Source organism: Streptomyces sp. NPDC046985 (assembly GCF_040644415.1).
Classification (GTDB): domain Bacteria; phylum Actinomycetota; class Actinomycetes; order Streptomycetales; family Streptomycetaceae; genus Streptomyces.
The window spans coordinates 260562-271587 of sequence record NZ_JBEYWK010000001.1 but is presented as its reverse complement, the minus strand read 5'-3'; the positions used below and the strand labels follow the sequence as shown (position 1 = coordinate 271587).

Sequence of the window (11026 nt, the reverse complement as noted above, 5' to 3'; positions counted from 1 at the left end):
CCTACGGCCTGTGCCGCCGCTTCAGCAGCAGGCGGGGCAGCGCCGCCGGGGCCGGCTGCCGGGTGGTGGCCGGGGTCGGCGCCGGCGGGCGGGCCAGCGAGCCGTCGGGCAGCGGCTCGACCGCCCCGGTCGGCTCCAGGCGCAGCACCCGGCACTCGCGGGCCCACCGCCCGGTCATGGCCTCGCCGTCGGGCGCGTTCAGCCGCTTGCCCTTCAGCTCGGCCACCGCCGCCTCCCACGCCTCGGACCGCGGCGCGAGTTCGACGACCCGCGCGGCCCAGGAGACCAGGCGGCCGCCCTTGTCCTTGCCGCGCACCGTCACCTCGGCCGCGCCCCCGTCGGCCAGTCCGGGCAGCGGCTGCTCCCCGGGACCGTCGCCGACCACGCAGGCCGCGCCCTCGTGCCAGACGTGCCACAGCGCCTGGGCCGCGGCGCCCGGCGCGCCGACCCACACGAGGCCGGACTTCTTCGTGGCCTCCTCGACGAGGGCCCGGTCGAACAGCGCACTGGTCATGGCAGCAGCCTAACCAGGGCAGCCGGGGTCCCGGACGCGGTCACAGCCAGCCGTTGCGCTTCAGCGTGCGGTGGATGCCGAGGCAGATCACGACCGTGACGCTCATGATCGCCGGATAGCCGTACCGCCAGTGCAGCTCGGGCATGTGGGTGAAGTTCATGCCGTACACCCCGCACACCATCGTCGGCACGGCGATGATCGCGGCCCACGCGGTGATCTTGCGCATGTCCTCGTTCTGCGCGACGGACGCCTGGGCGAGGTTGGCCTGGAGGATGGAGTTGAGCAGTTCGTCGAAGCCGATGACCTGCTCCTGGACGCGGGCCAAGTGGTCGGCCACGTCCCGGAAGTACTTCTGGATGTCGGGGTCGACCAGCCGCATGGGCCGCTCGCTCAGGAGCTGCATCGGCCGCAGCAGCGGCGACACGGCGCGCCTGAACTCCATGACCTCGCGCTTGAGCTGGTAGATCCGCCCGGCGTCGGTGCCGCGCGCGGTGCCGCCCCGGCCCGGCGAGAAGACCTCCGTCTCCACGTCATCGACGTCGTCCTGGAGCGCGGAGGCGACCGCGACGTAACCGTCGACGACGTGGTCGGCGATGGCGTGCAGCACGGCGGAGGGGCCCTTGGCCAGCAGCTCGAGGTCGTCCTCCAGCCGGTGCCGCAGCGCGCGCAGCGAGCCCTGCCCGCCGTGCCGGACGGTGATGAAGAAGTCCCGCCCGGTGAAGCACATCACCTCGCCGGTCTCGACGACCTCGCTGGTGGCGGTGAGCTGGTCGTGGTCGACGTAGTGGATGGTCTTGAAGACGGTGAACAGGGAGTCGTCGTAGCGCTCCAGCTTGGGCCGCTGGTGGGCCTGGACGGCGTCCTCCACGGCCAGCGGGTGCAGCCCGAACTCCGAGGCGATCCCGGCGAACTCGGACTCCGTCGGCTCGTGCAGCCCGATCCACACGAAGCCGCCGTCGCGCCGCACCTGGCGCATCGCCTCCTGCGGGGTCAGCGGCCTCGGAGCCGGGACCCGCGCGCCGTCGCGGTAGACGGCGCAGTCGACGACGGCGGAGGGGGTGGCCGGGTCGCGCGTCGTGTCGTACGTGCCGGTCCCGGTGTCCTTGCGCGGCACCGGGCGGGACGGTCGGACCGCGGCTCGCAGGTCACGGATCATCGACATGGCGGGGCTCCTTCGCGACAAGCAACGAAGAGCCGCCGACTACGGTTGGAACTACCCGGAATGAGGACGTCCAGAGCGCGGATGTTTCGCACGTCCACAAAGCGGGGAGCACCGCACCGTCGCGGTGGCTTCATTGCTGATTCAGCTACTGACGCAGATCAGGCGATACGAGACGAAGTGCTCTTCCGCAGGAGGGCGCGCGCAAACGGGAGACGAGGGCCGAGTACGGGCGGCGACGACCGGAACGGTCGCGTCAGCGGCGGGAAGAGCGGGTGCTACTGCACGGGCGACTTCGATCCATGACAGCCCCACCTCCTCCGGCCGGTCCCTCGTAAGGGAGTTCCCTCGGCGTCGGGGCCTGATCGCGACGCTTCTGCGTGCTGCCCCGAACCACCGGCTCACAGTACCAGTCGGCCGACGTGCCAAGGCGCCGCTTTGCCCGTAGCTGACGAGATCTATGCTCACCGCATGGTCGATGTTCTTGCTCTGGTCGAGGCCCGGTTGCGTTCGTCGCTGGGCGAGCCGTACGCCCGCGCGGCGGTCACATTCCTCGGTGCGGACCGCATCGAGGTGCTGCGTTTCCGCGGTCAAGAGGGTCGCGGTCAAGAGGGTCGCGGTCACGAGGGTGAAGAGGGTGCGGGGCGCGACGGCCGGGGAGGCCCCGTCGTCCGCTACGCCACCCTCGGCATGTCCGCCCATCCCATGACGGACCCCGCGGCGATGCTCGCCGACCCGGTCGAGGGGCCGCGCGCCGAACTGGTGCTGTCGGTCCGGGCCGGACGCGCCGACACCGACAAGGCGCTCCGCCCGCTCGCCGTGCTGGGCGCGTCGCCCCAGGTCGAGGGCGTGGTCGTGGCGCCGGGCGGCTCGCTCGACGTGGGCGGCCCGCTGTGGCCGGGCGCGCCCTTCACCTCCGTGCTGGTGGCCGAGCCGGGGGGCCTGGTAGAGGACTTGGAGCTGGATGAGCCGCTCGACCCCGTCCGGTTCCTGCCGCTGCTGCCGATGACGCCGAACGAGGCGGCCTTCAAGCGGGTGCACGGCGCCCAGGCGCTCCAGGAGCGCTGGCTGGCGAACGGGACGGACCTCCGGGACCCCGCCCGCCGCTCCGTCCCGCTGGATTGATCCGCTTGTCGGCCGCCCGCCCCATGACCGCCCCTCGGCGGCCGTGAAGGCCACGGAAGCTATCTGGTCTGGTCGTCTGCTCCCCCGGACGGGTGATCGTCCTTGACGCGGCGCGGTCCGGGTAGGACCGTGGGGCCCTATGAGGGGTGAACCCAGTTGCCCGAAGTGCGGTGGCCGGGTCAGGGCTCCCGGGCTCTTCAGCGACTCCTGGCAGTGCGAGGCGCACGGCACGGTGCAGCCGCTCCAGCCCGTGATCCCGCCCGGTGTCGACGCCCTCTCCGCCGTCGTGCAGCGCACGCAGGTGCCGGTGTGGATGCCGTGGCCGCTGCCGGTGGGCTGGCTGTTCACCGGCGTCGCCTGCGCCGGGGACGAGCGCAGCGGCGGCCGCGCCACCGCCGTCGCCTGCTCGGGGCCCGGTCCGCTCGGCGGCATAGGCGAGCTGATCCTGGTCGCCGAGGAACTCGGCGTCGGCCTCGGCGCACGCTATGCGGGCATCGACGGCCCCGACCCCGGCCCTTCGCTGAACGTGGAGAAGCCCTCGGACGCCAAGGTGCTGGCCGGCGGCCGCCCGACCCCGCTATGGAACGTCCCCGGCGCCCCGGTCGACCGCGCCGTCTTCGCGGGCGAGGCGCGCGGGCTGTGGCTGTGGGCGGTGGTCTGGCCCGAGCAGTCGGGGCTCCTCATGTACGACGAGCTGGTCCTCGCCGACCTGCGCGACGCGGGCGCCGAACTCGAACTGGTGCCGTGCGGTGCGTTGTCGCCGCGCCTGCTGCGTCCCTGAGGGGACCCCTGACGTGAGGCGGCGGGGGTGACGCGAGGCGGCGGGGGTACGGCGCGGGCGTCCGGGAGAGGCTGACGCGAGGTGAGGTGGCGCGGGCGGCTAGGAGAGGCGGGGGCGCGGCGCGGGCGTCGGGAGGCGGGAGGCGGGCCGACCTGAGTCGAACGAGGCCGCGCGGGCGACGGCACGGGGGCCTGGATGCGAGGGGGCGACTCGGGCGAGCAAGCGACGGCACGGGGGCCGGTAGGCGAGGGGCTGGCTCGGGCGCGCGGGCGACGGCGCGGAGGGCGGGAGGCGAGGGGGCGGCTCTGGCGAGCGGGCGACGGCGCGGGGGCCGGAATGTGAGGGGGCGGCGCGGAGGCCGAGGCATGAGGAGCCGAGGTGTAGGGGGCGGGCCGGGCGAGCGGTTGTGACGGGGCAGGCGTCACGTCCCGTTATGCTTAGGTGTCCGCTTCCGTCCCGTCATCGCCTGGAGTCCGTGTCGTGCGCATCGATCTGCACACCCACTCCACCGCGTCCGACGGCACGGACACCCCGGCCGAGCTGGTGCGCAAGGCCGCGGCGGCCGGTCTGGACGTCGTCGCGCTGACCGACCACGACACCACCCGGGGACACGCCGAGGCGCTCGCCGCGCTGCCGGAAGGGCTCACCCTCGTCACCGGCGCCGAGTTGTCCTGCCGCCTCGACGGCGTCAGCATGCACATGCTGGCCTACCTCTTCGACCCCGAGGAACCCGCCCTGCTCGCCGAGCGGGAGCTGGTCCGCGACGACCGGGTGCCGCGTGCCCAGGGCATGATCGTCAAGCTGAACGAGCTGGGCGTGCCGGTCACCTGGGAGCAGGTCTCCCGGATCGCCGGCGACGGCTCGGTCGGCCGGCCACACGTCGCCTCCGCGCTGGTGGAGCTGGGCGTCGTGCCGACAGTGGGCGACGCCTTCACCGAGCAGTGGCTGGCCGACGGCGGCCGGGCCCACCTCCCCAAGCACGAGACGGACCCCTTCGAGGCGGTCCGGCTGGTCAAGGCCGCCGGCGGCGTCTGCGTCCTCGCCCACCCGGCCGCCGCCCAGCGGGGTCCCACGGTCTCGGAGTCCGCCGTCGCGGAGCTGGCCGCCGCGGGGCTCGACGGCATCGAGGTCGACCACGTCGATCACGTTGACCAAGTGGGCCCCGCCGAGCACGACCCGCGGACCCGGGACCGGCTGCGCGGCTTGGCCGCCGACCTGGGACTGCTGGTCACCGGGTCGAGCGACTACCACGGCAGCCGCAAGACCGTCGCGCTCGGCGCGTTCACCACGCACCCGGACGTCTACGGGGAGATCACGCGGCGGGTGACCGGCGCGTTCCCGGTGCCGGGAACCGGCGGCGCCTGACCCCGGCCCCTGGCCCGTATCCCCGCCCGGCCTCCGGGCCCGTACCCCCGCTCGGCCCCCGGGCCCGTAACGCCGCCCGGTCTCCGGGCCCCATCCCTGCCCGGCATCACTGCTCCGCCCGCACCCTTTTCCGCTCTTCCGCAAGGCTCGTGTACACCCATGTTCGACGCTGCCATTTTCGGCTCCCTCTTCCTGACCCTCTTCGTCATCATGGATCCCCCCGGGATCACCCCGATCTTCCTGGCGCTGACCGCCGGGCGCCCCGGAAAGGCGCAGCGGCGCATGGCCCTCCAGGCCGTCTGCGTGGCCGGCGGCGTCATCGCCGTGTTCGGGGTTCTGGGCCAGCAGATCCTCGACTACCTGCACGTCTCGGTGCCGGCGCTGATGATCGCCGGCGGACTGCTCCTACTGCTGATCGCGCTCGACCTGCTCACCGGCAAGACCGACGAGCCCAAGCAGACCAAGGACGTCAACGTCGCGCTCGTCCCCCTGGGCATGCCGCTGCTGGCCGGCCCCGGCGCGATCGTCTCCGTCATCCTGGCCGTGCAGAAGGCCGGCAGCGTCTCCGCCCAGATATCGGTCTGGTCCGCGATCCTCGCCATCCACGTCGTGCTGTGGCTGGTCATGCGCTACTCGCTGCTGATCATCCGGGTCATCAAGGACGGCGGCGTGGTCCTGGTGACCCGCCTCGCGGGCATGATGCTCTCAGCGATCGCCGTCCAGCAGATCATCAACGGCGTCCTCCAGGTCGTCCGAGCCTGAACTCGCTCTTGGACGCTCCGACCGCCGCAGGGCGACGAGTGTCTTCTGGCGTCTGGCGATTCGCCCAAGGTGCAGTGGGTGGCCCGGTGCCCGTTCGGAGTGCCAGGCGGCCGTCCGGGGCCGGTACGAAGGGCGGCCCCGGCGTCCGTCGCATGCTCAGGAGAGCTGCCCAGTTCGGGACGAGGTTCGAAACAGTCGGCGAGAGCACTCAGTCAGGCAGCGCCGCAGTGAGATCCACCTCGACGAGCTGGCCGGGAAAGCCGAGCTGGGCGACGCCCAGGAGCGTACTGGCGGTGGAGAAGGCCGGACCGAGGGCGGATTCGGTGAGCCGACGCCACGCGGCTCCGAGAACCTCCCTCTCATCGCTCCGCACATAGATCACTGACCGCACCACATGGTGCGGCTGGGCGCTTACCGCTGCCAGGGCGATGAGCGCGTTCGCGACCACCTGGTCGACCTGGGTCTCGAGGGAACCGGAACCGGCGAGGTCACCGTTCGGATCGAGTGGGCACTGCCCCGCCAGGTAGGCCGTACGACCTGCCTCCACCACCGTGACGTGGTGGTAGCCGGGCGTCTCATGCAGCTGCTCTGGGTTGATGCGGGTGATCTTCTCAGTCATGCCAGCGAGTCTGACCAGCGTGGTGCCCGCGCGCACCGCAATTTACGCTGCCGGCAAGCACTCCGCGGCAACCGAGGTGGGAGAGGACGAGCTGAGCTTGTTCTCTCCCACCGCGCCATGCAGACCCGAGCCCTGCACTGCCGCCTGCGGTGGCGCAGCGCGAACGGCCGCCACCCCGACGTCCTGGCCGCTCAACGCCGCGAACGCGCCCGCATCCGCCGCAAGAAGGGCATCCGCCGGGGCGGACGCGTACCGGCTGCCACGGCCTGGCTGCCACGGCCTGGCTGCCACGACCTGGCCGCCACGGCCTGACTGCCGCGCCGGACGCCACGGCCACAGCTCGGCGTTCTGCCGCGGATCTTCCCCTCAGGCGGGCGGAACCCGGCGGGCAGGGACCTCGAAGACGAGTTCGAGACCGTCCTCTTCATCCCACTGTTCTCCGACCTCGACGAAGCCGAAGCCCGAGATCGTGGCCAGGGATGCCACGTTGTCGGGGCTGATCGTCGCCCGCACGGTCGTGACCGCGGGTTCGCCTGCCGCCCGGCCAAGCAACTCGATCAACGTGGATCGGGCGTATCCTCGGCGACGGAAGTCGGGAGCGATGGAGTAGCCGATCTCGACCGTGCCGGCCTCATCGGGCGGCCCGTGGAACCCGGCATGTCCGACGACGAGACCCTTGTCGCCGACGACCGCTTGCCGCACCATCCACCGCGCACGGCCGGGATCGGCGGCCATCTGGTCGAGCCGGAACCGCCACAGCCACCGTGCTCTGTCGATCAGGAAGTACTCGGTCAGCGAAACCCCGGCCATCCTGCTGGCTCCGGATCGGTCTCCATCGAGCAAGGCGGACATCACCCGGCCTGACAGCTCGACGAAACGGATGTGTTTCGGGCTCCGCATGAGCGGTCTCTGAGGATCGGCTTCATCTGCCACCTACGGATGCTCGCCGACCGACCCCCAGTGCGTCCACCGGTTTCGAAGCGGTCTGGCCAGCGGCCGGCGGCAGCGTCCTCCACCGCACCCCCCACCCAGTGAACGTTCCCGGTCGCGGCGAAGGCGCTCGATGCCGTGCAGTGATGACCGGTCCCGGTGCGCGGCGCCGGTCACCCGCTTCTCCGGGACCCGCGCGGACTCCCCGAGCATGCGCGAAGCCCCCGCGCGGCGGCAGGTGCGACACGGGGGCTTCGGGCAGAGGCGACAACGGTCGCGGGCGGGCAGGGGAGTAGGGGCGGACGTTATGAGGCCGTGGTCTCGGCCGGCCGGATCCAGAGCCGCTGACCTATCGCGGCGGCCTGCTGGACGATCCGGTTGACGGAGGCGGCGTCCACGACGGTGCTGTCCACGGCGGTGCCGTCGACCTCGTCGAGTCGCATGATCTCGAAGCGCACAGGCTTCTCCCTTCGTCTGGTCATCCTCCATCGGAGAATTACTGTGAAGTGGGCGGTGCACGCGGCGCCGGTGCCGCGTGCTCCATACGAGTGCAACCGTCTGCGCTGCACAAACATTCCGTACGCTAAAGAAAATTTTCGAGTGTCTAATGACCGGCCGGTCCGGCGCCGCCTGAACGGACGATCCGGCGCCCGCCGGTCGACCCACAGGGGCCGGTTGTACTCGCAGCGTGAGCGCCGGGACAATGGAAGCGATGAACGAGGCCCTGAACGCCATGAGCGACGACCACGCGGCGCTGGCCGCGCGCATCGACCACACGAACGAGCTGCTGGAGCGCATGCTCGCCGAGGTGGCCAAGACGCCCTCCACGCACGCGATCTTCGTCGACGCCGGCTACCTCTACGCCGCCGCCGGCCGCCTCGTCGCCGGGACCGAGGACCGCCGCGCCTTCGACCTGGACGCCGAGGGCCTGATCGACGCGCTGATCGACCGCGCCCGCACCGTCTTCGCCGACAGCCGCCTGCTGCGCGTCTACTGGTACGACGGCGCCCGGCGTCGCATCCACACCGCCGAGCAGCAGTCCATCGCCGAACTGCCCGACGTCAAGGTCCGCCTCGGCAACCTCAACGCCAACAACCAGCAGAAGGGCGTCGACTCGCTGATCCGCTCGGACCTGGAGTCCCTGGCCCGCCACCGCGCCATCAGCGACGCCGCGCTGCTGGGCGGCGACGAGGACCTGGTCTCCGCCGTCGAGGCCGCCCAGGGCTACGGCGCCCGGGTCCACCTCTGGGGCATCGAGGCCGCCGAAGGCCGCAACCAGGCCGAGCCGCTGCTGTGGGAGGTCGACAGTCAGCGCACCCTCGACCTCGACTTCTTCAAGCCGTACGTCTCCCGCCGCACCGCGGTCGCCTACGATCCGGCGGGAGCGAACCGGCCCAGCCGGGAGGACGTTCGCTTCGTCGGCGCGCAGATCGCCGCGAAGTGGCTCGCCGCGCGCGGCCGGGACACGCTGGTGGAACTCCTGCCCGGCCACCCCTACCTGCCCGGCTCGGTGGACCAGGACCTGCTGGTCGAGGCCGAGAGCCTCCTCCAGTACTCCCTGCGCGGCCAGGCCGACCTGCGCCGCGCCCTGCGAGACGGCTTCTGGGACCATCTCCAGGCCCAGTACTAACGGCGGCCGCAGCGCTGAGACGGCTACCGCACTGACGGCGGCTACAGCGCTGACGGCGACTACCGCACTAGCTGGGGTCTTCCTGGCTGCGTGCGGCGCCGTCCCAGAAGTCGGCGAGGGCCCGAGCCGTGGCGAGCGGCTGCTCGCAGTTGGGGGAGTGCTCCGCGCCCTCCACGACCGTGCGCCGTGCGCCGAGCCGCCGGGCCATGTCGTCCAGCAGCGGCACCGGCCAGGCGTCGTCGCGCTCGCCGGACAGCACGTGGAACGGCAGCGCGACCGCGGCGAGTTCGGCCACCCGGTCCGGCTCGACGCACAACTGGCGTCCGGTGGCCAGGAGTTGCGCGGGACTGGTGCCCAGCCAGCGCCGGCGCAGATCCTCCCGGTCGTCGAGGCCCGCGTCCATACCGGCCCGGTCGTCCTCCGACGCCTCCATGGCGCGCATCGCTTCCCACACCTGCGCCATCGTCATCACGCCGAGCGCGTCCTCCAGCAGCTTCACCCGCTGCTGCTGGCCGACGGAGATCTGCGCCGGGCCGGAGGCCATCAGGGTGAGCGAGACGAAGGCGGAGCAGTCGAGCAGCACGGCCGCACGCGCGAGGTGACCGCCCAGGGAATGCCCGAGCAGGTGCGGGGGCGCTCCGAGCGCGGTGGCCTGCGCGAGGACGTCCCGGGCGAGTTCGTCCTGCGCGTACGCCGACTCGTCGTCCCGCGGACCGTCGGACTCGAACTGGCCGCGCCCGTCCACCGCCACGGTCCGGTACCCGCGCGCCGACAGCAGCCCGTGCAGCGGGTTGAAGTCCTCCTTGCTCCCGGTGAAACCCGGCACCAGCAGCACGGTTCCGCGCGGCTCGGCGCCGGACGCCGGGGGCGAGTCCACCACGGCGAACTCGCCGCGCGCCGTACGCAGCCGACGGGCGCGGGCGCCGTCCGGCGGGACGAAGGTCGGGGGCCTGCTCATGCGGTGAGGTTAGCGGGCGCCCAGAGCCGGTGTGCGGGGCGGGGGCGGGGCGCGCGGCGGACCGGCCCTGCGGACGCCGGTCCGCGGAACCGGCCCGCGGACGCCAGCGGCCCGATCTTCACGCGGTGGACCGACCTGCGGACGCCGTCGGACCGACCCCCGCGCGGTGCACCGACCTGCGGACGCCGACGGCCCCACCCACACCCAGTGGACCGGCCCGCAGACTCCGGTGGCCCGCCCCCCTAGTGGAGCCGCCCGCAAAGTCCGGTGGCCTCCCCCGCAGCGAACCCGCCGCAGACTCCGGTGGCCCGCCCCTCGCAGCGGAGCCGCCCGCAAACGCCGACGGCCCGGCCCACACAGAGTGGGCCGGGCCGCCGGGTATGCCGGTCGCGGATCAGGCGTCGGCGGACTCCACCGTGGCCGCCGCCTTCCGGGCGCGGCGCGCGGCGGGCTTGGCCGCCGGCTCGCCGGTGGCCTGCGCCGGGATCTCCGCGGTGACCGCCTCGGCGGCGGCCTTCCGGGTACGGCGCCGCGGCGCGGCCTCGGTGCCGTCGACGGCGGCCTCCGGGGCGGCGGCTGCCTTGCGGGTGCGGCGGGGCTTGGCCTCCGTGGCCTCGGCCGGGTCGGCCGCGGTCACGGGGGCGGCCGCAGCCTTCTTGCGGGTCCGCTTGGGCGCGACCTCAACGACCGCGTCGGCGGCGGCCTCCAGCACGGCGGCGGCCTTACGGGTCCGCTTGGGCTTGGCGTCGGCCTCAGCGGTGTCCGTGGCCGTCGGCGTCGCGGTCGCCGCGGTCTTGCGGGTGCGGCGAGGCTTGGCGTCGGCGGTCTCGGTGGCGCCCTCGGCGGTTTCGGCGGCGGCCTTGGCGGCGGCCGTCTTGCGGGTCCGCTTGGGCGCGACCTCAACGACCGCGTCAGCGACGGCCTCCAGGACCGCGGCAGCCTTGCGGGTCCGCTTGGGCTTGGCCTCCGCGGTCTCCGCGGTCTCGGTGGCGCCCTCGGCGCCGTCGACGGCGGCCTTGGCGGCGGCCGTCTTCCGAGTCCGCTTGGGCGCGATCTCAACGACCGCGTCGGCGGCGGCCTCCAGGACGGCGGCTGCCTTGCGGGTGCGGCGGGGCTTGGCCTCCGTGGCCTCGGCCGGGTCGGCCGCGGTCACGGGGGCGGCCGCAGCCTTCTTGCGGGTCCG

General features: G+C 73.0%; 11 protein-coding genes and 2 pseudogenes. 6 read left to right on the top strand and 7 right to left on the bottom strand.

The window, feature by feature from the left end; translation table 11 throughout:
* Position 1 precedes the first annotated feature (1 nt).
* Together ABZ861_RS01190 and ABZ861_RS01185 are read right to left on the bottom strand one after the other, a co-directional pair.
* A complete protein-coding gene (locus ABZ861_RS01190) occupies positions 2 to 514 on the bottom strand; it encodes a hypothetical protein (protein ID WP_361621610.1) in 513 nt (170 codons plus the stop codon).
* 40 nt (positions 515 to 554) lie between these two features.
* The gene (locus ABZ861_RS01185) at positions 555 to 1676 is read right to left on the bottom strand and encodes a magnesium and cobalt transport protein CorA (RefSeq protein ID WP_361621607.1); all 1122 of its coding nucleotides are present in this window, start codon (positions 1674 to 1676) and stop codon (positions 555 to 557) included.
* A gap of 468 nt (positions 1677 to 2144) precedes the next feature.
* Between ABZ861_RS01185 and ABZ861_RS01180 the strand changes: the two genes are divergently transcribed.
* The 4 genes from ABZ861_RS01180 (at position 2145) to ABZ861_RS01165 (ending at position 5706) form a co-directional block, all read left to right on the top strand.
* Entirely contained in the window at positions 2145 to 2798 is a 654-nt protein-coding gene (locus ABZ861_RS01180) for a suppressor of fused domain protein (RefSeq protein WP_361621604.1), read from the top strand.
* A 139-nt stretch (positions 2799 to 2937) separates the two neighbouring features.
* Positions 2938 to 3579, top strand: a complete 642-nt coding sequence (locus ABZ861_RS01175; RefSeq protein ID WP_361621601.1) for a DUF6758 family protein — start codon at positions 2938 to 2940, stop codon at positions 3577 to 3579.
* Between the two features lie 480 nt (positions 3580 to 4059).
* The gene (locus ABZ861_RS01170) at positions 4060 to 4944 is read left to right on the top strand and encodes a PHP domain-containing protein (RefSeq protein ID WP_361621598.1); all 885 of its coding nucleotides are present in this window, start codon (positions 4060 to 4062) and stop codon (positions 4942 to 4944) included.
* Between the two features lie 159 nt (positions 4945 to 5103).
* A complete protein-coding gene (locus tag ABZ861_RS01165; RefSeq protein ID WP_361621595.1) occupies positions 5104 to 5706 on the top strand; it encodes a MarC family protein in 603 nt (200 codons plus the stop codon).
* A 208-nt stretch (positions 5707 to 5914) separates the two neighbouring features.
* Here ABZ861_RS01165 and ABZ861_RS01160 read toward each other — a convergent pair whose 3' ends face one another.
* On the bottom strand, positions 5915 to 6325 hold the full coding sequence (locus ABZ861_RS01160; RefSeq protein WP_361621592.1) for a RidA family protein: 411 nt from the start codon (positions 6323 to 6325) through the stop codon (positions 5915 to 5917).
* 117 nt (positions 6326 to 6442) lie between these two features.
* Between ABZ861_RS01160 and ABZ861_RS01155 the strand changes: the two are divergent.
* Positions 6443 to 6637: pseudogene (locus ABZ861_RS01155) on the top strand (hypothetical protein); the annotation flags it as partial.
* A gap of 54 nt (positions 6638 to 6691) precedes the next feature.
* Here the strand turns inward: ABZ861_RS01155 and ABZ861_RS01150 are convergent.
* The gene (locus ABZ861_RS01150; protein WP_361622423.1) at positions 6692 to 7177 is read right to left on the bottom strand and encodes a GNAT family protein; all 486 of its coding nucleotides are present in this window, start codon (positions 7175 to 7177) and stop codon (positions 6692 to 6694) included.
* A 383-nt stretch (positions 7178 to 7560) separates the two neighbouring features.
* Complete coding sequence (locus ABZ861_RS01145; RefSeq protein ID WP_361621589.1) at positions 7561 to 7713, bottom strand: hypothetical protein; 153 nt, start codon at positions 7711 to 7713, stop codon at positions 7561 to 7563.
* 254 nt (positions 7714 to 7967) lie between these two features.
* On the opposite strand from ABZ861_RS01145, the gene ABZ861_RS01140 reads away from it, so the two are divergent.
* Positions 7968 to 8885: an NYN domain-containing protein gene (locus tag ABZ861_RS01140; RefSeq protein ID WP_361621586.1), complete on the top strand. Its 918-nt coding sequence runs from the start codon at positions 7968 to 7970 to the stop codon at positions 8883 to 8885.
* Between the two features lie 67 nt (positions 8886 to 8952).
* Here ABZ861_RS01140 and ABZ861_RS01135 read toward each other — a convergent pair whose 3' ends face one another.
* Both ABZ861_RS01135 and ABZ861_RS01130 read right to left on the bottom strand, forming a co-directional pair.
* Positions 8953 to 9843: an alpha/beta hydrolase gene (locus tag ABZ861_RS01135; RefSeq protein WP_361621583.1), complete on the bottom strand. Its 891-nt coding sequence runs from the start codon at positions 9841 to 9843 to the stop codon at positions 8953 to 8955.
* A gap of 394 nt (positions 9844 to 10237) precedes the next feature.
* A pseudogene (locus tag ABZ861_RS01130) lies at positions 10238 to 11026 on the bottom strand (hypothetical protein); the annotation flags it as partial.

Bases quoted from the DNA above. Each gene is read 5' to 3' on its own strand.
- ABZ861_RS01190 (WP_361621610.1), bottom strand. From the start codon at position 514: ATGACCAGTGCGCTGTTCGACCGGGCCCTCGTCGAGGAGGCCACGAAG.
- ABZ861_RS01185 (WP_361621607.1), bottom strand. From the start codon at position 1,676: ATGTCGATGATCCGTGACCTGCGAGCCGCGGTCCGACCGTCCCGCCCG.
- ABZ861_RS01180 (WP_361621604.1), top strand. From the start codon at position 2,145: ATGGTCGATGTTCTTGCTCTGGTCGAGGCCCGGTTGCGTTCGTCGCTG.
- ABZ861_RS01175 (WP_361621601.1), top strand. From the start codon at position 2,938: ATGAGGGGTGAACCCAGTTGCCCGAAGTGCGGTGGCCGGGTCAGGGCT.
- ABZ861_RS01165 (WP_361621595.1), top strand. From the start codon at position 5,104: ATGTTCGACGCTGCCATTTTCGGCTCCCTCTTCCTGACCCTCTTCGTC.
- ABZ861_RS01160 (WP_361621592.1), bottom strand. From the start codon at position 6,325: ATGACTGAGAAGATCACCCGCATCAACCCAGAGCAGCTGCATGAGACG.
- ABZ861_RS01150 (WP_361622423.1), bottom strand. From the start codon at position 7,177: ATGTCCGCCTTGCTCGATGGAGACCGATCCGGAGCCAGCAGGATGGCC.
- ABZ861_RS01140 (WP_361621586.1), top strand. From the start codon at position 7,968: ATGAACGAGGCCCTGAACGCCATGAGCGACGACCACGCGGCGCTGGCC.
- ABZ861_RS01135 (WP_361621583.1), bottom strand. From the start codon at position 9,843: ATGAGCAGGCCCCCGACCTTCGTCCCGCCGGACGGCGCCCGCGCCCGT.